Raw genomic sequence first — 19,417 nt, 5'->3', positions numbered from 1 at the left:
ATCAGGCGCCGCCGTATACCTTCGGGTCGAGGGTGCCGATGTAGGGCAGGTCGCGGTAGCGCTCCGCGTAGTCGAGGCCGTAGCCGACGACGAATTCGCTCGGGATGTCGAAGCCTACGTGCGCGACTTCCACGGGCGTGCGCAACGCATCCGGTTTGCGCAGCAAGGTGACCACTTCGAGCGAGGCCGGGTTGCGGGTCGACAGGTTGCGCTTGAGCCAGGACAACGTGAGTCCGGAGTCGATGATGTCCTCGACGATCAGCACATTGCGGCCCGCGATGTCCTTGTCCAGGTCTTTCATGATGCGCACGACGCCGGACGACGAGGTGGACGACCCGTAGGAGGAGACAGCCATGAACTCCATCTGGGTCGGGATCGGCAGGGCCTTGGCCAGGTCGGTCATGAAGAAGATCGCGCCCTTGAGCACACCGACCAGCAGTAGGTCTCCCTCCGGTGCGTCGGCGGGATAGCGCTTGGCGATGAGCTCGGCCAGCTCCCGGGTTTTTGCGGCGATCTGTTCCTCGGTGATCAGCACCGACGCGATATCGTCCCCGTACACGTCAGCTGGATTCCCTTCCGTGGTGGTGCACCCGATGGGCCGGCTCAGTTTGTGTCATCGATCCGATGACCGTCATCACCCAGCCGCAATGTCAGCCTGCCATGTTCGCGCCCGGCGACCAACCTGCTTCCCGATGTTCCTCCGCCGACCGCGACGCCACCTTGGCCGCGCCAAGCCGTCACCAACTCGTCGACGGCTTGTAAGTGCTTGTTGGTCAGCGCTTTCGCACCACCCGACAACAACCATGCCCGAATTGCCCGTTTCCTTAGGGCTGCGGGGGCAGTGGCGAGGGTCTCGGTCGAGAGCGCCAGCCCATCACTCGCGGAGTGCAGCAGTTCAGCAGCGAGAGCGTCCAATACCGCTGCGTCCTCGCGCAACTGTTCGGCCGTGCGGGCCAGCGCCGGGGCCACCCCACCGCCGAGGATCTCCTCCAGCAGCGGCAACACTTCGGTGCGCAACCGAACCCTGGTGAACTCCGGCGCCGCGTTGTGCGGGTCCTCGTGGGGCGCCAGACCGAGTTCGGCGCACAGTTGCCCGGTCGCCGCCCTGCGCACGCCGAGCAACGGTCTGCCCCACGGATCGGTGAACGGAGCCATCCCGTGAATCGAGCGGCCGCCCGACCCACGGGCCAGCCCGAGCAGGACTGTTTCGGCCTGGTCGTCGAGTGTGTGTCCGAGCAGGACCGGCAGCCCCTCCCGCGCCGCGTCCAACGCGGCGTAGCGCGCCCGGCGCGCGGCCGCCTCCACGCCTCCGTCACTGCCGACCTCGACCGCGAGCACCCGGGCCGACCGGCAGCCGAGTGCGAGCGCCCGCGCGGCGGCCTCGGCGGCAACCGCTGCGGAGCCGGGTTGCAATCGATGATCGACCACCAGCGCGTCGACCGCACCGGCCTCGACCACGGCGGCAGCCGTGAGAGCCAGCGAGTCCGCACCACCGGACAGCGCCACCGCCACCGCAGGCGGGCCGGCAGCGCGCGACCCGAACTGGGCCAGCCAGTCTCGCACCGCCCTGCGCACAGTGAGTACCGCCGCAGTTTCCGGCAGACGCCGGACGTCCTCGGTACCGCGCGCCGACCGCCGTGCGGAAGCCGATGAACCGGCCCCTGATCCGGAGCGCCCGCGTGCCGTTCCTGGCGCAGTGCCCATGGGCCGCAGCCTACCGACCGACGGCGCATCGAGTACCCGCGCCGAACGATTCCGTCGCACGACACGCTCGCGCCGACACCGCGCCCCCGGCTACCCCGGCTTGCTCACCCCAGGACCCGGCTGATCCAGCGCTGCGGGTCCTCGATCTCGTCGGTGCGGGGCAAAGTTTCCGCGTCCGTCCACACGGTGTTGAACCGTGCCATGCCGACACTGCCGACCACCTCGTCCACAAACGCCTTGCCACGCACGTACTGCGCGACCTTCGCGTCCACGCCGAGCAGCGCGCGCAGGATGCGTTGCAGCGGATTGGTCGGGCGCTTGCGGCGCTGGTCGAAGGCGGCGCGGATCTGCTCGACCGATGGCACGACCGCAGGGCCGACCGCGTCCATCACGTGATCGGCGTGCCCCTCCAGCAGGGTGCCGAGCATGAGCAGGCGATCCAGTGCCTCGCGCTGCGGCGGTGCCTGTGTCGCGCGCAACAGGCCGACCACACCGCGCGCCGCCGGATCGTCGGCGGCGGTGCCGCGGCGGCGGTCGCGCACCTCATCGACCAGCCGGGAGAGCATCTCGGCCAGCGGCTCGTCACCGACCTCGCCGAGCACCGAGACATTGCCTCGCATGTACTCGGCGAGCCAGGGCGCCGAGGAGAACTGCACCCGATGGGTCACCTCGTGCAGGCAGACCCAGAGTCGAAAATCGCTCGGTGACACCCCGAGCGCGCGCTCCACCGCCACGATGTTCGGCGCGACCAGCAGCAGCGTGCCATCCGGACCGGTGAACGGGTCGTACTGGCCGAGGATCGCGGTGGACAGGAAGGCGAGCATCGCGCCCGCCTGCACGCCCGCGGGTTTACCCGCGAGCAGCTTGCGTTCGGCGGCGGCCGTTCCGGTGCCGGTGAGCTGGGCCATCGAGTCGGCGGCGGCCTCGATCCAGCCGGGCCGGTCGACGATCCTGGCGCCGGGCACCGGCCGGTCGTCCAAGAGCCCGCTCACCTCCCGGACCGGTCCTTCGGCGCGTTCGGAGGCGGCGGCCAATTCGGCGACGACCTGTTCGGCCGAGTAGCGCGAAGTACGCGGACCCGAGGGCACCAGGGCCGATCCGGTCTTGGCGGCCAGGTGCCAGTCGACCAGCCCGGACAGCCCCGAGCGGCTCTTCCGCCGCTCGACCGCAGCCACAGGCCCGGATTCGGCTGTGTCGGAACCTTCTTGGGTCATGATCATCCACCCGTCACGAGCATCCACAGTTACGCAGCGTGCCTACGATCGCGTCCAACGCGGGCCTGCTCACCTCCGGCGGTCGGTCGTTCGACATCAGAGCGAAGGTGAGCACCCGCCCGTCGGCGTCCAGCACATACCCGACCAACGCGCTGGACACCGACAGAGTTCCGGTCTTGGCGCGCACCCAGCCCGCACCATTGCGGTCCCGAGCGACATAGCGGCTGGTCAGCGACCCGGTGGCGCCCGCGACCGGCAGGTCGTCGAGCAGCGGGGCCAAGGTGGCCGCCAGACGGTCGTTCTCGGGCCTGGCCTTGGTGCCGGTCGGCTGCACCGCGGTGGCACCGTTCTGCTTGGCCGCGGTCGCGATGATCCGGTCCAGCAACCGCGCGGGAATCCGATCGTCGACCGACAGCCCGCTGTTGTCGTGCATGCTCAGGCCGGTCAGATCGAAACCGGCCTCGCTCAGCGCTGCGTTCACCGCCGCGACCGCGCCGCCGAAGGAGGCCTCGCGGCCGGTCGCCGTGGCGATCTCCCGTCCGATCGCCTCGGCGAGCACATTGTCGGAGTGGACCATCGTGTCGCGCAGCCGATCGCGCAGCGGAGCCGATCGCACACTTGCGATCTCGACGGCGCCCGCGGGCACGGTCCCCACCCGAACCCGGGCCGGATCGAGCCCCAGCTCGATGGCCAGCCGCCGCCCGGCGTCCAGCGCGGGCGTCGCGGTGCGCGGCGAGTACTCCACGAGCGGTTGCAGGCGACCGCCGTCGATCATCACCGGCTCCATCGGAGCGATGGACCCCCCGCCGATGTCGAGCGGGTCCCATCCCTGCGCCATGGTCGGGCCCGCGTAGGCGGAGGTGTCGACGAGGATCGTGTCCACCGAGCGACCTGCGGACTTGACCTGTGCCACCAGGTCGGACAGTCGCGGGCCGTTCGGGTAGTAGCCCTTCCCGTCCGGCTCCGCGGTGAGCGTCGGATCGCCGCTGCCGACCAGCACAAGCTCGTTCGGCGCCGAACCGGCGACCACCCGGGTGGTGACCCGGTGCTCGGCGGGCAAGGTGAGCAGCGCGGCCGCGGTGGTCAGGATCTTGGCGGTGGACGAGGGGATCATCGGCTTGCTCGCGTCACCGCTCCACACCACGGTCGCGCTGTCGGCATCGGTCACCTGGCCCGCGAACGCACCGAGGTCCGGATTGCCGATCACCGGCGTGAGCTCGGCCGCGATTCCCGCGGGGCTCGGTGCGGGCACGTTCGAGCGAGCCGGGCTGACCTGCGGAAACGACTTGACCGGCGCGGGTGGCGCCGCGATGGTCAGCCCGCCGTGGCGGAACTCGTCGGTCCACGGCTTCAGCGCGAGCAGCGCTCCTACGCCGCCGCCGAGCAGCACCGCCAGCAGGGTCGCGACCCCGATCCACATGTTCCGTCGCCGCCGGGCGGCCAGCCCACCGACGTTCTTGTTCCGACCAGACACGTCGCCGACGCTCTCCTGACTGAATTCCGCGACAGCCGCCTGCCGCACCCATATCCCCGCCGATCACACTATCCTCGTTGCGCAACCGTTCCCCCGAACAACCTGGCGAGTCGGCACACTCCACAGCGGCCGGGTCGCCGGGTCGACAGCCGCCGAAGAGGAGCCGAGTCGTCGGACTCGGCACAGACGCACCGAAGGAGATGGCGTGGAGTTCGACGTCACGATCGAGATCCCCAAGGGTTCCCGGAACAAGTACGAGGTCGATCACGAGACCGGACGGGTCCGGCTCGACCGATTCCTGTACACGTCCATGGTCTACCCCGCCGACTACGGCTACATCGAGAACACCCTGGGCGAGGACGGTGACCCGCTGGACGCGCTGGTCCTGCTGCCCGACTCGGTGTTCCCCGGAGTGATCGTCGAGGCCCGTCCGGTCGCGATGTACAAGATGACCGACGAGGCGGGCGGTGACGACAAGGTTCTGTGCGTGCCCGCGGGCGACCCCCGCTGGGACCATATCCAGGATCTGAAGGACGTGCCGGAGTTCGAGCTGGCCGCGATCAAGCACTTCTTCGAGCGCTACAAGGATCTCGAGCCGGGCAAGTTCGTCAAGGGCTCGGAGTGGGTGGGCCGCGCCGAGGCCGAGGCCGAGGTCGAGGCGTCGATTCAACGGCTGAAAGACAACGGCGGGCACTGACCGTTCGAACGATATGGGCGGAGAGCCCGGCACGTCAGGGCTCCCCGCTCAGTCGTTTCTGTTCTCGTCCCAGTGACGACGTATGTCGGCCAGCATGCTGGGCTTCGCGCGCTCGAAATCGTCGACGAACTGTCGCAGCAGATCGGCGAACACGGTCCTGGACTCCGGCGTCCAGGACCCCATCACCTTGGTGAGGTTCTCGTTGCGGCGGCGACGGATCTGCTCGGCGACCGCGCGGCCGCGCTCGGTCACGGCAAGCACGGTGGCGCGGCCGTCGGCCGGATCGGCCAGCCGCGCGACCAACTGCCGCTCGACCAGCTGGGCCACCTGGCGGCTGATCGTCGACGCGTCGGAGTACAGCGCGGCGGCCAGCGCCCCCGAGCGCATCGGCCCATCGCACAGCAGCCGGAACAGGGCCGCGAACGCGGCAGGGTCGAGCCCGTCCTTGGTCAGCGCGCCGATCTGTGTCGCCGTGCGGTCCCGAATGCGCTGCAGCCGGGTCAGTTGAGCAGCGATCGTATCGATCGACCGGTCGTCCGCAGCGTCCACGCGATCTCACCTTTACTTGTATCAAATCAATTAGTTGCGCGATACAAGTATCGAGCGATATCCGGACAGGGGCAAGCGTTGGAGATGGCTTTACACACCCTTGAATTCGGGCGCGCGCTTCTCGAACACGGCCTTGACCGCCTCGGCGAGGTCCTCGGAGGGCAGGAACGCGGCGTTCCAGGCCGAGACGTAGCGCAGGCCCGCGGCGACCTCGTCCTTGCGCCGCTGATCCAGCACGTCCTTGGCGCCCTGCACCACCAGTGGCGGATTCGCGGCAATCTCGCGCGCCGTGGCGTGCGCCGCGTCCAGCACCGCTTCCTGGTCCGGGAAAACGTCGTTGACCAGTCCGATCTTCTCCGCGCGCGCGGCATCGATGTCCTTGGCGGTGTAGGCGAGCTCGCGCAGGTGCCCCTCGCCGATGATGCCGGGCAGCCGGTGCAGCGACCCGATGTCCGCGACGATCGCGACCTTGGCCTCCCGCAGGCTGAAGCTGGCGTCCGCACTCGCGTAGCGGATGTCGGCGGCCGCGATCAGGTCCAGCCCGCCACCGATGCACCAGCCGGACACCGCGGCGATCACCGGCTTGCGACAGTCCGCCACCGCGGTGACCGACGCCTGCATCTTGCGCAGCTCGTGCAGGAAGTCGGTGCGCGGCGCGGCCAGGGCCCGGTCCGTCATCAGCGGTCCGAACGTGCCGCTCATCGCGACCAAGTCGAGCCCGTAGGAGAAGTGCTTACCCGAACCCGTCAGCACAATGGCGCGGACCTCGGGGTCGGCGTCCAGCGCCTGGAAGATCTCCGGCAGCTCACGCCAGAAATCCGGGCCCATCGCGTTGCCCTTACCGGGACCGATGAGCGTCACCTGTGCGACGTGGTCCTCCGTTTCGACGCTGAAAGCCTGCCAATCTGTCATTCGTACAGCGTATCGAGACGTCCGAGGGCCCGTCTCCCGGCTAGCGGAACGTCCGTCGCGTGGGACTCGCCGGGAAACCTCGGAGCGTGTAAATCCTGTGCAAATTCGCAGCGACACACTGGGGCCCGGTTCGTGGGAAGACGGATCATGGTCGAGTCGGCGAATCACAGTCATCGGGTTCGGAGGCGCCCATGCTGATGCATCAGGGAATCGGCCTCGACCGGTTCAACGACTTGTCACGCGGCAGCGCGGTTCACGCGCTGTACGAGTGCTGCAGCAATGTCACGTGGGCGGCGAAGCTGACCGAAGCACGCCCCTATGCGGACCGGGACGCGCTGCTGACCAAGGCGGATGTCGAACTGCTCGCGCTGTCCCAGCAGGATATCGATCGCGCCTTCGAAGCGGTTGTGCACGAACAGGTCTCGGAGCACAGCCTGTCCGAACTCGCGCGGGTCACCCACGAGCGGATCGCGGGAATGCTCGGTCCGATCGAGGGCTACCCGGAGTACTGATCGACATTCCCACTCGCCCGGCGTACCGCCCGCAATCGCTCTACCCTGGTGGCATGCGCAGGTCGTCATTGCCGCCGGTCGCGAGCCGGGTCGCGGACACCCTCATCGCCCGTGGGCATCACGGCCTCATCGTCACCCAGCCGGCGCCGACGCATACCGCCGCGGACGCCGCGCGAGCGCTCGGCGTCGAGGTGGGTGCCATCACGAAATCGCTCGTGTTCCTGCTCGACGACGATCCGGTGCTACTGCTGGTCTCGGGCGCGCACCAGGTCGATCTGGCGAACACCGGTACGCGACTGGAGGGAACGCTGACTCGCGCGCCCGCCGACCTGGTGCGTGAGGTCACCGGACAGCCGATCGGCGGTGTCGCGCCGGTCGGTCATCCGACCAACCTGCCTACCTGGGTCGACAGCGCACTGTCCCGGCACCGCGAAGTCTGGGCCGCGGGCGGGCACCCGAACACCATTTTCCGCACGTCGTTCCCCGAGTTGGTGCGGATCACCGCGGGCCTTCCGATCGACGTCGATTGAATCGCGACCAGTGGCCCGCACACCGGACCACCATGCGGTCGACCACCCGCCGGGGAGACTCGGGCGTAGTTTCGTCATGTGACCGAAGCGCCACCGCCCGACACAGAGTTCCAGATCCTCGATGATCTGAGCGGCATCACCGCCGAGCAATACCGCGCCTCCATGCGCCACTATCCAGCGGGCGTCACCGTGGTCACCCTGTCCGCACCGAAGGGGCCGGTCGGCTTCACCGCGACCTCGTTCGCCTCGCTGTCGCTGGAACCCCCGCTGGTCTCCTTCAATATCGCGCACACGTCCTCCAGCCTGTCCGCACTGCTGGAAGCCGAGTCCGTCGTCATCCACTTCCTCGGCGAACACCAGCAACATCTGGCCCACCGCTTCTCCAGGACCGCCGAGGAACGCTTCACCGATCGCTCCCTGTGGACCACCCTCGACACCGGCGAACCGGTCCTGCACGGCACCCCGATCTGGCTGCGCACCGCCGTGCGGCAACTCATTCCGATCGGCGACCACACATTCGTTGTGGGCCTGGTCACCCGGGTCCACGACAACACCGACGAGAAACCCGCCGCCGCCCCGCTCCTCTACTACAACGGGCGCTATTACCGTCCGTCATCACTGGGCGACTGAACTGCCCGCGACCCACGGTCGGACTTGCGCGACCGATTCCGGATCAGTGCGTGTGCTGCTCAGCCACCGTCCAGCGCTGCGAAGTCGAGGTCGAGCGGGAACGGGTCGGTCAGACGGAGAACATCCTGATGTGTTCCGGCCAGTCGGTAACTGCGACTGGCCCAATCCAGGCGGTACTCCTGAATGATCTTCACCTTCCGATCGGCGGCCAGGTGCACGATCAGGTAGATCGGGATTCCTTCGTTCGCGTACTCCGCGCACTTGTCCACGGTGTCGGTGTACTCGGATCCCGGCGAGACGACCTCGGCCACCAGAAGCACGTCCGCTGTAGTCAACTTCCGGTCGTCATCGATGCACCGGTGCAGCGCCACATCCGGTCGGCGAAACGAGAAACCGGGGCTCGCCGGGCGGCTCCGGACGTAGTGCATCTCGAAATCCGTCACGACACCGGTGCACGGCTGGTCCGGGCCCGCCTGTTCCAAGGCGTTCGCCAGCCGCCGAGCCACGTTGTTGTGTTGGAATGTTCCACTGCGGCAGAAGATCACGTGACCGTCGACCACCTCGATCTGGCGCTGGACGTCCTCCGGAAGCGCCGCGTAGCCCTCCTCGGTGATGAGAAGGGCACCGGGGTCGGTGGCCCAGGCAGGCAGCGTGCTCATAGGTCCACCTCGAGGTCGGGTACCGGATACGCCGATAGTATCCGGCGGCCCCGTTCGGATCGGGGAACCGCAGCCTTCAGCCGATGAGGCAGGGCGCCGCGCCGGTGGGGGCGTCCGAGGTGAACGGGCGGGTTTCGGGGGTGGGGTTCCACAGACCGTTGGTGGCGGCGTAATCCCAGGCGGGGCCGGTGCGGACGAGAGTGGCGACGGACTCGACGAGACGTTCCACGTCGGCGGAGGTGGTGCCGAGGCCGATGCTGGCCCGGAGCGCGCCGTCCAGACCGAGACGGGTGAGCAGCGGGTGAGCGCAGAAACGGCCGTCTCGGACGCCGATGCCGTGTTCGGCGGAGAGATAGGCGGCGACGTGGCCGGGGACGAAACCGTCCAGTGTGAAGGCAACGATGCCGACGGTGTCGGGGCTGTCGGTCCAGATGCGGAGCAAGCGCACACCGGGAATAGCGGCCAGGCCTTCGCGCAGGCGGTCGGCGAGCCGGTGTTCATGGGCGGCAAGAGTTTCGGCGTCGATCGCACAGAGCGTGTCACAGGCGGCGGCCAGCGCGGCGGCGCCGAGCACATTCGGCGACCCGGCCTCGTGCCGCTGTGGAGCCGGGGCCCACTCGGCCCCGGTGGTGCTCACCTCCCGCACCGCCCCGCCGCCCGCCAAATACGGCTGGGCCGCGTCCAGCCAGTCGCGGCGCCCGACAAGCACGCCCGCGCCGAACGGCGCGTACAGCTTGTGCCCGGAGAAGGCCAGATAGTCGATACCCGTGTCGCGCAAGCTGATTCGCCGGTGTGGGGCCAGTTGCGCGGCGTCCACCAGAATCCGGGCGCCGCACTGGTGCGCGATGGTGGCCAGCCGCTCCAACGGAAGCACCTCACCGGTCACGTTCGACGCGCCAGTCACCGCGAGCAACGCGGCCGGTCTGCTACACAGCTCGGCGACCAGCGTGCCGATCGTCTCCTCGACGGTGTCGGCGGCCGCTACGACGCGGCGGCCGTTCCTGGCCCACGGCAGGAAGTTGGCGTGGTGCTCGATGTCGAGCACCACCGTCTCGCCGGGCACACAGGAGGCCAACAGGTTCAGCGAGTCGGTGGTGTTGCGGGTGAACACCACCACCTGGTCGTCGGCGGCATCGAGAAACCGGGTGACCGAGCCGCGCGCGGCCTCATAGCACTCGGTGGAGATCCGGGAGGCGTAACCCGCGCCGCGGTGCACGCTGGCATAGAACGGCAGCAGCTGCTGTACCCGGTCGATGACCTGTGCCAATGCGGGCGCGCTCGCCGCGTAGTCGAAGTTGGCGTAGGTGGTCGTCCCACCCTGCACAAGCGGCACTCGAAGGTCGTCGCCGGAGACCCGGGCGAGCGCGGCACAGGTAGTGTCGACAGCAGTGGTCATCACGTAAATCCCGTCGGTTCGGGGACCCGCGATCGAATGATTCGTCGAGTCCGCGCTTGCCGCGCCCGGTCGGGCGGCGGCCGTGTCGTCACCCGGAGCACCCCACCGCGGAGGAGGGTTGCCGACCAGCAAGCCGGGGCTTGACGCTGGCACTCATGACCTGAACCGAGATTGGCAGACACAAACCGGAACTGTCAACCTGGTTCCGCCGGAACGTGCGAGACCGGCGCCGCTCGCGGGGCGACCACGACACAAGTGGACGGGGGATCAGGTTGGCGCTGGGGTGAGATCGTTGACCGACGGTCAGCGATCACCTGGCGAACCCCACGCGCACACCGTGACCAGGTGTTGACGTGCCACGAACCGCGAAATTCAACGAAATCTGAAACAGCGGGCACAGCATCGCCCGGTCCCGCGGACCGGTTCGGTGAACAACGAACGACAACAACCCGGGTACCGTGGACGATTGGCCAGCGTGGCGTTTGCCCTTTGGTAACCCAACTATGACACAACTACCGGAAGTGCGAGGCCAGTTCGATGGGAGGTGCGCAGAGCACCATGCTCCAGCCCCAGGTTGACGCGACGACAAGCCCGCTGCTGCGAGGCGGCCATGCCTCCCAGGCCCGCACACTCGTCGACATCCTGACGGCCACCGCACTCGCCCACCCCGACGCCCCCGCCATCGATGACGGCCAGGTAGTGCTCTCCTACCTGGAGCTGGTGGTCGAGATCGAGAAGACCATGGCCAGGCTCGCCACGGCGGGCGTGCGACCCGGCGACCGGGTCGGTGTACGTCTGCCGTCGGGCACACGCCGGCTCTACGTCACCATCCTCGCCGTCTTATACGCCGGCGCCGCCTACGTGCCGGTCGACGCCGACGACCCCGACGAACGCGCCCAGCTGGTCTTCGGCGAAGCCCAGGTCACCGCAATCGTGACCGCCGAAGGAATCGAGACCACGGCCGCAGGCATCCGCGCGGCCGAGCGGGACGCGCGCGACGACAACTGGTCCACGCTGCCCACCCCCGACGACGACGCCTGGATCATCTTCACCTCCGGCTCCACCGGAACGCCGAAAGGCGTTGCCGTCACCCACCGCAACGCCGCCGCCTTCGTCGACGCCGAAGCCGGGCTGTTCCTGCGCGACGCCCCGATCGGTCCCGGTGATCGGGTCCTCGCGGGCCTCTCGGTGGCCTTCGACGCGTCCTGCGAGGAAATGTGGCTGGCCTGGCATAACGGCGCCTGCCTAGTCCCCGCCCCGCGCGATCTGGTGCGCACCGGCGCTGACCTCGGTCCCTGGCTGGTGCGGCGCGAGATCAGCATCGTCTCGACCGTGCCGACCCTGGCGGCGACCTGGCCGGTCGAGGCGTTGGAGGCGGTACGCCTGCTGATCTTCGGTGGCGAGGCCGTGCCGCCGGAACTCGCCGAACGTCTTGCCGGAAACGGTGATTCGAATCGCGAAGTGTGGAATACCTACGGCCCCACCGAGACGACAGTCGTCGCCTGCGCCGCGCTGCTGAACGGCCGATGGCCGATCCGGATCGGGCTACCACTCGACGGCTGGGATCTCGTTGTGGTGGACCAGGCGGGAAACCCCGTGGCAGAGGGCGAATCCGGCGAACTGGTCATCGGGGGCGTCGGCCTCGCGCGCTACCTCAACCCGGCCAAAGACGCGGAGAAGTACGCTCCGCTGCCCTCGGTCGGCTGGGACCGCGCCTACCGCAGCGGCGACCTGGTCCGCAACGACAGCACCGGGTTGGTCTTCCTCGGCCGCGCCGACGATCAGATCAAGCTCGGCGGCCGCCGCATCGAGCTCGGTGAGATCGACAACGCGCTCCAGCATCTTCCCGGTGTCACGGGTGCCGCCGCCGCGATCCGAGCCACCGAAGCAGGCAACCGGGTCCTGGTCGGCTACCTGACCGGCCCGACGCAGGACTTCGATGCCAAAGCCGCGAGAGCCGCTCTCACCGAACAACTTCCGGCCCCGCTGGTCCCCAGACTGGCGGTGGTCGACGAGCTACCCACCCGCACCTCAGGCAAGGTAGACCGCGACGCGCTACCTTGGCCGCTGCCCAACTCCGCCGACGACGATGACGACAACGACCTCACCGGCACCGCGCAGTGGGTGGCCGAACTGTGGCATGCGATTCTCGGCGCACAGGTCAGCGACCTCGACGCCGACTTCTTCGACCTGGGCGGCGGCTCACTCGCGGCGGCGCAGCTGGTCACCGCCCTTCGCGAGCGGTATCCGCAGATCGCCGTCGCCGACCTCTACGACCATCCCCGCCTCGGCGCGCTGGTGGAACTGCTCGAACAGACCACGCCCGCGGTCGCCGTCGCGGAGCGGGTGGTGCGCCCGACGCCGCTGCCCGCCCAGGCGGCGCAGGTACTCGCCACCATCCCGCTGACCACCCTGACCGGCCTGCAGTGGCTCACCTGGCTCGCGATCGTCGGCAATATCGCGGGCTGGTCCGGCTCGCTGCCGTGGTTGCCGCAGCTGTCCTGGTGGTGGACGCTGGCCGCGTTTCTGCTGTTCATCTCCCCGCCCGGCCGCATGGCGATCTGTGTGGCCGGCGCCAGACTGCTGCTGCGCGACGTTCGACCTGGCCGCTATCCGCGCGGCGGCTCGGTGCACCTGCGCCTGTGGGCGGCGGTCCGGCTGTCGGAGGCCAGCGGCGCCGAGAACCTCTCCGGCGCGCCGTGGATGGTGCCGTTCGCGCGTGCGCTCGGCGCGAGCATCGGCAAGGGCGTCGACCTGCACACACTTCCTCCGGTCACCGGCATGCTCGAACTCGGCGACGGGTGCAGCGTGGAACCGGAGGTCGACCTGTCCGGGTACTGGATCGACGGCGACGTGGTACATCTCGGACCGATCACCATCGGTCCCGGCGCGGTCGTCGGTTCTCGCTCGATCCTGTTGCCCGGCACCAAGATCGGCAAGAACGCTGAGATCGCGCCCGGCTCCGCGGTGTCGGGCAAGGTGAAGGCCGAGCAGGAGTGGGCGGGCTCGCCTGCCGTGAAAATCGGCAAGGCCCAGCACCGCTGGCCGCAACACACGCCGGGCCGGGCCCGGCATTGGGTCGGCATTTTCGGCGTCACGTCGGTCGTGCTCGCCGCTGTGCCGATCCTCGGCCTCGGCGCGGGCGGCGCGTTCATCGCCTGGTTCATCCGCGACACCCGCACGTTGACGGGCGGTTTGGGCCGCGCCTTCGCGATCCTGCCGGTCGCGACCCTGCTCAGCCTCGGCGTGTACGCGGCGGCGACCATCATCGCCGTCCGCCTGCTCGGTATCGGCCTGACCGAGGGCTACCACCCGGTGCGCAGCCGGGTCGGCTGGCAGGCATGGGCCACCGAGCGCCTGCTGGATTCCGCGCGCACCTTCCTGTTCCCGCTGTACGCGAGCCTGCTCACGCCGCTGTGGCTGCGCCTGCTCGGCGCGAAGATCGGCAAGAGCGTCGAGATATCCACGGTGCTGCTGCTGCCGAAGTTCACCACCGTCGCCGACGGCGCATTCCTCGCCGACGACACCATGATCGCCGGCTACGAACTCGGTGGCGGCTGGCTGCGCATCGGCGAGGCCAAGGTTGGCAAGCGCGCGTTCCTCGGCAACTCCGGCATGACGGCACCGGGCCGCCGCATCCCGAAGAACGGCCTGGTCGCGGTGCTGTCGGCCGCACCGTCCAAGTCCAAGGCCGGCTCGTCCTGGTTGGGCAGCCCACCGGTCCGGCTCCGGCGCGCGGCGGAGAGCACCGACACCGCGCGCACCTTCGACCCGCCTGCGCGCTTGCGCGTCGCACGTGGCATCGTCGAAACCTGCCGCTTGATCCCGGTCCTGGTGACCTTCGCCATCGGCCTCGGCGTGCTGTTCACCCTCGCATGGCTCGCGGAGACCTTCGGCCACTTGGCCGCCGGGCTGCTGAGCGGACTCGTGCTGCTCGGCGCGGGGGCGAGCGCGGGGGCGAGCGCGGTGATCGCCAAGTGGTTGCTGGTCGGGCGGATTCGCGCCGAGGAGCATCCGCTGTGGAGTTCCTTCGTATGGCGCAACGAGGTCTCCGACACCTTCGTGGAAACGGTTGCCGCTCCGTGGTTCGCACGCGCCGCGACCGGGACTCCCGTACTGAACCTCTGGCTTCGCGGCCTCGGCGCGACGATCGGCCGCGGGGTATGGTGCGAGTCCTACTGGCTACCTGAGGCGGACCTGGTGACTCTCGGCGACGGCGCGACCGTGGAACGGGGCTGCGTGGTGCAGACCCACCTGTTCCACGATCGAATCATGGCCATGGACACCGTCTCCCTCGGCGCGGGCGCCACCCTCGGTCCGCACTGCGTCGCGCTGCCCGCGTCCGCCCTCGGCGACGGCGCGACCATCGGTCCGGCCTCCCTGGTCATGCGCGGCGACACGGTGCCTGCCTCGACGCGCTGGTGGGGCAACCCGATCACGCCCTGGTTCACGGGCGACCCCGGAGCCCGCTGATGCCGGGCAAGTTCTACGAGGCCCCCATCGACGAGTACCTACCGCAGAACGGCAATCGGGGCTATCGGGTATCGCGGTACGAACTCGAGCTGGTCTACAAGGTGTCCAGCAACCGGCTGACCGGCCGCGCCACGATCATCGCGGTGACCACCGCGGTGCGCCCGCGGTTCGCGCTCGACCTTTCCCAGGCACTCACCGTCTCGAAGGTGCTCGTCAACGGAACCAAGGCCGTGAAATTCACCCACCAGCACGGCAAATTGGTGATCACGCCACCGGAGCGGATTCCGGTGGGCGGTGTGCTGTCGCTGGTGGTGCAATACGGCGGCACCCCGAAACCGGTCCGCGGGCCGTGGGGGGAGGTCGGCTGGGAGGAACTCACCGAGGGCGCGCTCGTGGCGAGCCAGCCCAACGGCGCCGCGTCCTGGTTTCCTTGTGACGACCACCCGAGTTCCAAAGCGAGCTACCGGATTTCGATCACCACGGACTCGCCGTACTACGCGCTTGCCAACGGCACACTGCTGCGCAAGCAGACCAAGGCCAGCCAGACCACCTGGGTGTACGAGCAATCCGAGCCGATGTCGAGCTACCTGGCGACCATCCAGATCGGCCCCTATCGAAAGCATCGCGTCGGCTCCTGGCCCGGCACGGTACCGATGCAGGCCGTCGTCCCGGCTCGGCTGCGCGCCAACTTCGAGCACGACTTCGCCCGTCAGCCGCGGATGCTGGAGGTCTTCACCAACAAGTTCGGCCCCTATCCGTTCGAGGGGTACACGGTGGTGGTCACCGACGACGAGCTGGAGATCCCGATCGAGGCGCAGGGCATCTCCATCTTCGGCGCCAACCACTGCGACGGCCGCCGCGGCGCCGAGCGGCTGGTCGCGCACGAGCTGGCGCACCAGTGGTTCGGCAACAGCCTCACCATCCGGCAGTGGCGCGACATCTGGCTGCACGAAGGCTTCGCCTGTTACGCGGAGTGGATCTGGTCGGAGGAGGCAGGTGGGCCGACCGCAGACCAGATGGCGCGCGCCGCGCGACACAACCTGTCCCGTGAGCCGCAGGACATCGTGGTCGGCGACCCAGGGCCGCAGCGGATGTTCGACGACCGGGTGTATAAGCGTGGCGCACTGACCCTGCACGCGCTGCGCCTCGAACTCGGCGGCACGACGTTCTTCGAACTGCTGCGAGAATGGACGATCCGCTACCGCCACTCCTCGGTGACCACGGAGGAGTTCACCGACCTGGCCGGGCACTACAGCCTGGTACCGCTGCGCCCGCTCTGGGACACCTGGCTGCTCGCCGAACCACTGCCCCAGCTTCCGCCATACGGCGGAATGTCGACGGCCTGATCAGAACACCAGGTAGCGCCCGGCGAGTTCTTCGACAAGCGGGTCGTCGTCGGCGACGTTCGCCAGCGCGTCGAGATCGGTTTCGACGGAGATCTGCCGCGGGTCGTCGTGCTCCATGTCCGGGGGGCCGTCCTCTTCGAGCTGGCGCAGCAACTTCGCCCGCACCCGGTCCTTCAGTGAATCGCTCATAATTGCAGCTTGCCCGGTCCACGCCAGGGGAATCGCCCTGGCCTCGACGAATTGGTCAGCGGTGGTCGGGTCGGCGCGCTCGGACCGGCGGAACACCTGCCGGGCGATCGGGATCACGGCGGCCGAGCAGCGCCAGCGAAAAGATCTGGAAGAGTCGCGAATTCACGCCTACACCTAGACCGGTGTGAACAGGGTCCCCCACGGTGTATTGCGCAGCACGGTGTAGACCGCCAGCAGTGCGAAGAATGTCCACATCGTGACGCGGCTGATCGAGGGCAGCCGCATCCGCTGACCGCGCCAGGCCCGGATGGTCCAGTCCCCCACCCACAGCACGAACGCGAGGATCAGCGGAATCGCCAGCAGGTTGCTGTGCAGCGCATCCAACACCTGCCCATCGGTGAGGTTGTGCACGGCGCGCATGCCGCCACAGCCGGGGCAGTACCAACCGGTCAGCGCATAGACCGGGCAGGTGCCGTACGAGCCTTCGACGTGCGGATCCCGCAGGTGCAGCAGTACGCCAGCACCCACGCCGACGCTCGCCACCAGCAGCGGAACCGCCACCCCGCGCCAACCGGACCTCGGCTGCGTCGCCGAGTCCGCCGCGGGCCCGGGGGCAGTCTGCGCGATATCCACAGGATCAACCGTAACCGCGGTCCAGTCCGTGCCGCTACAGCGCAGGAGCGGTTCGCGGCTCCGGCGCTCCACGCGCACGGGCTGGTGGCCGAAAGCCGCGCCCACGCACCGATTTCGCTCGGGGCCGCCCACCGCCGGCTACCCCGGCTGCGCAACCGCAGCACGGTGCCGGACCGCGCGAATCCGGGGCCCGTCCGAATCGTCCTAGGGGCGGCGGCCCGGATCGGCATAGCGGTAGCTCTTGCCCGTCAGCTCGGACCAACTCCCTCACGTCCGATGTTTTCTTTCCGGTGAAAGCTTTGGCCGGACGGAATTCGGGGTACTCCACGACATAAGCCAGGAATTCCGTCATGGCGTGCTTGCAGTAGCAAGCACTTTGCTTGCGTTGTACTGTGGCGGTGGACACAAAGGAGTGCTCGATGCTGGTGAAGTCGATGAGGACGCTGGCGGACGCGCGTAATGGCGCGCTGACCGCCACTTACCGTGCGGGACTGCGATCTCGCACCTACCGAACCGCGTCTCTGAATCCCCCCACCGCTCCCTGTGCGGTCATCCCGGTCACCACCAAGGACGGCACCCACCTTCGAGTGCACGCCTACGGCCCTGCGGACGGCGACGTCATCGTCCTGATCCATGGCTGGAGCTGCAGCATCGAGTACTGGAACCCCCAGATCAACGCCTTCGCCGAGCGGTATCGCGTGGTCTGCTACGACCAGCGCGGCCACGGCGAGAGCGAGCTCGGCGCAGTCCTGCCCGGCAAGGAAACGCTGGCCGACGACCTGTCTTCCGTCCTGGACGCCACGCTCCGTCCCGGACAGCGTGCGGTGCTCGCGGGCCACAGCATGGGCGGAATCACCTTGCAGGCGTGGGCCGATCGCTATCCCGAGCAGGTGCGCCAGCGGGCCTCCGCGGTCGTTCTACTGAACACCTCCCCGGGTAACATCCGCTACGACACCGATGTGCTCCCGCTGCTGAACAAGCCGCTGACCCTGGCGAACCGGCCGGTCACGGTGCTCGGCGCCAGCGTACGGATGCCGAACATCATCGTCGAGACCCTCCTCACCGCCCCGGTGCCAGTACCCGGCGGATGGCCCGTGGCCGCACTGCTCAAGGCGCGCGTGATGTCCAAGAACGCGACCGTGGACGAGGTGGTCTTCGCGCTCGGCATCGTGCGGTCCTGTCGCCCACTCACCCGAGGCAGGCATGCCGCCGCGCTCGCCGACATGGACCTCACCGGCGCCGCCGGGCACCTCACCGTGCCCACCACGGTGATCGCGGGCGCGCACGATCGCCTGTTGCCCGAGCGGATGTCGCGCCGCATCGCCGACGTCCTCGCCGACACCGGCCATCTGGCCGCGTACCACGTGTGGCCCACCGGCCACCTGGGCAACATCGAGGCCGCCGACCGCTTCAACAAGGAATTGGCGAGCATCGCCGAACGCGCCCACGTACGCTCCGCCGCCGCGGGCTGACCTCGAAAACGTTCTCCTGGGCCGGGCAACGACGCTCGGCCCAGAAACAACACCCATACTGTCCGCAGCGCATCTCGACGAGTCGGCCCGACAATCGTCGCTAGTCCATCGTGGGCGGTGAGCACAAAGCTGCGCCCGAATCGGATACGGACCAGCCGTGCTGCGGGACCGCAGAGGCGGCCAGGTGCGTGCTGTTGCATTGCGACGAAATCCGGCGTGGCGGGCGCGGGCGGGCGCGGCTGACCGCCGAGGTGGACATGGGGCCCTGTCGCGACCGCGTGGTGACGGGCCGAGCTGGTCGACCCTTCAGGCGTTGCACCGCAACAGGCCAACTCGCGTCGGTCGATGTGGAGGCGATACACCGAAAGCCGCATTCGATGCCGGTCAGCGCTGGTGCGCAGGGAATGAAAGCGTCGGTCAAGCGGTAGAACAACACATGAAACTCGACGATTCCGCTCGGGCCCTCATCGGTTCCGGTGCCGACGCAACGCTGGTCACGATCAACCCCGACGGGAGCCCTCAGGTGTCCGTCGTCTGGGTGGCCCTGCAATCAATGCCGGACGGCGACGAACTGGTTTCCGCTCACCTCGCCGAGTACAAGAAGACCCGCAACATCCGCCGCGACCCCCGCGTCGCGGTGACGATCCTCTCCCCCGAACGTGGCGAAGTGATGCGGCCCTACCTGTCGATCACCGGGACCGCTCGCATCGTCGAGGGCGGCGCCCCCGAACTCCTCACCGAACTGGCCAAGACCCTGGCCAGCCCGAACGTCGATTTCCCACCCGAAAACGCTCCACCCGGCCTGCTCACCCGCATTCGAATCGAAAAGGTCGGCGGCATCGGCCCATGGACGTCTTGACAACCGATCGACAGGAATCGACCCCCGCACCGAGCTCCAACGCGAACTCGCAGACAGGCAGGCAACTTGCCAAGTTTGCCGGTTTTGTGTGGCGCGACCGAACCGCAACGAGTGGCATTCGACGAAGATCCTCGCGATATCGCGCAGGCGTGTCTCACTCAACGGGTT

At 68.6% G+C, this 19,417-nt stretch carries 18 protein-coding genes and 1 riboswitch; of the genes, 8 read left to right on the top strand and 10 right to left on the bottom strand.

Going from position 1 to position 19,417, the window contains the following annotated elements; genetic code table 11:
- Position 1 precedes the first annotated feature (1 nt).
- The 4 genes from hpt to OHB12_RS26855 all read right to left on the bottom strand — a co-directional run bounded on the left by hpt (position 2) and on the right by OHB12_RS26855 (position 4,338).
- A complete protein-coding gene (gene hpt / locus OHB12_RS26870) occupies positions 2-559 on the bottom strand; it encodes a hypoxanthine phosphoribosyltransferase (protein WP_327111845.1) in 558 nt (185 codons plus the stop codon).
- A 44-nt stretch (positions 560-603) separates the two neighbouring features.
- The gene (gene tilS / locus OHB12_RS26865; RefSeq protein ID WP_327111843.1) at positions 604-1,704 is read right to left on the bottom strand and encodes a tRNA lysidine(34) synthetase TilS; all 1,101 of its coding nucleotides are present in this window, start codon (positions 1,702-1,704) and stop codon (positions 604-606) included.
- Between the two features lie 104 nt (positions 1,705-1,808).
- A complete protein-coding gene (locus OHB12_RS26860; RefSeq protein ID WP_327111841.1) occupies positions 1,809-2,918 on the bottom strand; it encodes a zinc-dependent metalloprotease in 1,110 nt (369 codons plus the stop codon).
- 13 nt (positions 2,919-2,931) lie between these two features.
- Positions 2,932-4,338, bottom strand: coding sequence for a D-alanyl-D-alanine carboxypeptidase/D-alanyl-D-alanine-endopeptidase (locus OHB12_RS26855; protein WP_327121510.1), 1,407 nt, complete (start codon positions 4,336-4,338; stop codon positions 2,932-2,934).
- A gap of 259 nt (positions 4,339-4,597) precedes the next feature.
- Here OHB12_RS26855 and OHB12_RS26850 point away from each other — a divergent pair, with 259 nt between their 5' ends.
- Positions 4,598-5,089, top strand: coding sequence for an inorganic diphosphatase (locus OHB12_RS26850; RefSeq protein WP_327111839.1), 492 nt, complete (start codon positions 4,598-4,600; stop codon positions 5,087-5,089).
- A 48-nt stretch (positions 5,090-5,137) separates the two neighbouring features.
- Here OHB12_RS26850 and OHB12_RS26845 read toward each other — a convergent pair whose 3' ends face one another.
- Both OHB12_RS26845 and OHB12_RS26840 read right to left on the bottom strand, forming a co-directional pair.
- Entirely contained in the window at positions 5,138-5,638 is a 501-nt protein-coding gene (locus OHB12_RS26845; protein WP_327111837.1) for a MarR family winged helix-turn-helix transcriptional regulator, read from the bottom strand.
- A gap of 90 nt (positions 5,639-5,728) precedes the next feature.
- Entirely contained in the window at positions 5,729-6,550 is an 822-nt protein-coding gene (locus tag OHB12_RS26840) for a crotonase/enoyl-CoA hydratase family protein (protein WP_327111835.1), read from the bottom strand.
- Between the two features lie 191 nt (positions 6,551-6,741).
- Here OHB12_RS26840 and OHB12_RS26835 point away from each other — a divergent pair, with 191 nt between their 5' ends.
- The 3 genes from OHB12_RS26835 (at position 6,742) to OHB12_RS26825 (ending at position 8,222) form a co-directional block, all read left to right on the top strand.
- Positions 6,742-7,062 carry a 2-oxo-4-hydroxy-4-carboxy-5-ureidoimidazoline decarboxylase gene (locus OHB12_RS26835; protein ID WP_327111833.1) on the top strand — a complete coding sequence of 107 codons (321 nt, stop codon included), beginning with the start codon at positions 6,742-6,744 and terminating at the stop codon, positions 7,060-7,062.
- Between the two features lie 53 nt (positions 7,063-7,115).
- On the top strand, positions 7,116-7,592 hold the full coding sequence (locus OHB12_RS26830) for a YbaK/EbsC family protein (protein ID WP_327111831.1): 477 nt from the start codon (positions 7,116-7,118) through the stop codon (positions 7,590-7,592).
- Positions 7,593-7,670: 78 nt separating this feature from the next.
- Complete coding sequence (locus tag OHB12_RS26825) at positions 7,671-8,222, top strand: flavin reductase family protein (protein WP_442799854.1); 552 nt, start codon at positions 7,671-7,673, stop codon at positions 8,220-8,222.
- 59 nt (positions 8,223-8,281) lie between these two features.
- On the opposite strand, the gene OHB12_RS26820 is transcribed toward OHB12_RS26825, so the two are convergent.
- Positions 8,282-8,881 (bottom strand): Uma2 family endonuclease, encoded by a 600-nt coding sequence (locus tag OHB12_RS26820; protein ID WP_327111829.1) that lies wholly within the window; start codon positions 8,879-8,881, stop codon positions 8,282-8,284.
- 76 nt (positions 8,882-8,957) lie between these two features.
- On the bottom strand, positions 8,958-10,277 hold the full coding sequence (locus OHB12_RS26815) for an aminotransferase class V-fold PLP-dependent enzyme (RefSeq protein ID WP_327111827.1): 1,320 nt from the start codon (positions 10,275-10,277) through the stop codon (positions 8,958-8,960).
- Positions 10,278-10,324: 47 nt separating this feature from the next.
- Positions 10,325-10,438, bottom strand: a riboswitch (SAM riboswitch).
- Between the two features lie 376 nt (positions 10,439-10,814).
- Between OHB12_RS26815 and OHB12_RS26810 the strand changes: the two genes are divergently transcribed.
- Positions 10,815-14,750: a Pls/PosA family non-ribosomal peptide synthetase gene (locus OHB12_RS26810; protein ID WP_327111825.1), complete on the top strand. Its 3,936-nt coding sequence runs from the start codon at positions 10,815-10,817 to the stop codon at positions 14,748-14,750.
- On the top strand, positions 14,750-16,096 hold the full coding sequence (locus tag OHB12_RS26805; RefSeq protein ID WP_327111824.1) for a M1 family metallopeptidase: 1,347 nt from the start codon (positions 14,750-14,752) through the stop codon (positions 16,094-16,096). Before OHB12_RS26810 ends, OHB12_RS26805 begins: the two co-directional genes overlap by 1 nt.
- Here OHB12_RS26805 and OHB12_RS26800 read toward each other — a convergent pair whose 3' ends face one another.
- Positions 16,097-16,285 (bottom strand): hypothetical protein, encoded by a 189-nt coding sequence (locus OHB12_RS26800; RefSeq protein WP_327111822.1) that lies wholly within the window; start codon positions 16,283-16,285, stop codon positions 16,097-16,099. It lies immediately after the preceding gene.
- 174 nt (positions 16,286-16,459) lie between these two features.
- The gene (locus OHB12_RS26795) at positions 16,460-16,918 is read right to left on the bottom strand and encodes a DUF2752 domain-containing protein (protein ID WP_327111820.1); all 459 of its coding nucleotides are present in this window, start codon (positions 16,916-16,918) and stop codon (positions 16,460-16,462) included.
- A gap of 419 nt (positions 16,919-17,337) precedes the next feature.
- Between OHB12_RS26795 and OHB12_RS26790 the strand changes: the two genes are divergently transcribed.
- Together OHB12_RS26790 and OHB12_RS26785 are read left to right on the top strand one after the other, a co-directional pair.
- The gene (locus tag OHB12_RS26790) at positions 17,338-18,390 is read left to right on the top strand and encodes an alpha/beta fold hydrolase (RefSeq protein ID WP_327111818.1); all 1,053 of its coding nucleotides are present in this window, start codon (positions 17,338-17,340) and stop codon (positions 18,388-18,390) included.
- Between the two features lie 436 nt (positions 18,391-18,826).
- The gene (locus OHB12_RS26785) at positions 18,827-19,249 is read left to right on the top strand and encodes a PPOX class F420-dependent oxidoreductase (RefSeq protein ID WP_327111816.1); all 423 of its coding nucleotides are present in this window, start codon (positions 18,827-18,829) and stop codon (positions 19,247-19,249) included.
- The last annotated feature ends 168 nt before the right edge of the window (positions 19,250-19,417 follow it).

This window comes from Nocardia sp. NBC_01730 (assembly GCF_035920445.1).
In the GTDB taxonomy this organism is placed as follows: Bacteria; Actinomycetota; Actinomycetes; order Mycobacteriales; family Mycobacteriaceae; genus Nocardia.
The sequence above is the reverse complement of the archived record's forward strand: the minus strand, read 5'-3'. Positions and strand labels throughout refer to the sequence as shown.

Excerpts from the sequence above, each read along its gene's own strand:
- tilS (WP_327111843.1), bottom strand. The coding sequence starts at position 1,704 with ATGGGCACTGCGCCAGGAACGGCACGCGGGCGCTCCGGATCAGGGGCC.
- OHB12_RS26860 (WP_327111841.1), bottom strand. The coding sequence starts at position 2,918 with ATGACCCAAGAAGGTTCCGACACAGCCGAATCCGGGCCTGTGGCTGCG.
- OHB12_RS26855 (WP_327121510.1), bottom strand. The coding sequence starts at position 4,338 with ATGTGGATCGGGGTCGCGACCCTGCTGGCGGTGCTGCTCGGCGGCGGC.
- OHB12_RS26840 (WP_327111835.1), bottom strand. The coding sequence starts at position 6,550 with ATGACAGATTGGCAGGCTTTCAGCGTCGAAACGGAGGACCACGTCGCA.
- OHB12_RS26835 (WP_327111833.1), top strand. The coding sequence starts at position 6,742 with ATGCTGATGCATCAGGGAATCGGCCTCGACCGGTTCAACGACTTGTCA.
- OHB12_RS26830 (WP_327111831.1), top strand. The coding sequence starts at position 7,116 with ATGCGCAGGTCGTCATTGCCGCCGGTCGCGAGCCGGGTCGCGGACACC.
- OHB12_RS26820 (WP_327111829.1), bottom strand. The coding sequence starts at position 8,881 with ATGAGCACGCTGCCTGCCTGGGCCACCGACCCCGGTGCCCTTCTCATC.
- OHB12_RS26815 (WP_327111827.1), bottom strand. The coding sequence starts at position 10,277 with ATGACCACTGCTGTCGACACTACCTGTGCCGCGCTCGCCCGGGTCTCC.
- OHB12_RS26810 (WP_327111825.1), top strand. The coding sequence starts at position 10,815 with ATGGGAGGTGCGCAGAGCACCATGCTCCAGCCCCAGGTTGACGCGACG.
- OHB12_RS26805 (WP_327111824.1), top strand. The coding sequence starts at position 14,750 with ATGCCGGGCAAGTTCTACGAGGCCCCCATCGACGAGTACCTACCGCAG.
- OHB12_RS26800 (WP_327111822.1), bottom strand. The coding sequence starts at position 16,285 with ATGAGCGATTCACTGAAGGACCGGGTGCGGGCGAAGTTGCTGCGCCAG.
- OHB12_RS26790 (WP_327111818.1), top strand. The coding sequence starts at position 17,338 with ATGCTGGTGAAGTCGATGAGGACGCTGGCGGACGCGCGTAATGGCGCG.
- OHB12_RS26785 (WP_327111816.1), top strand. The coding sequence starts at position 18,827 with ATGAAACTCGACGATTCCGCTCGGGCCCTCATCGGTTCCGGTGCCGAC.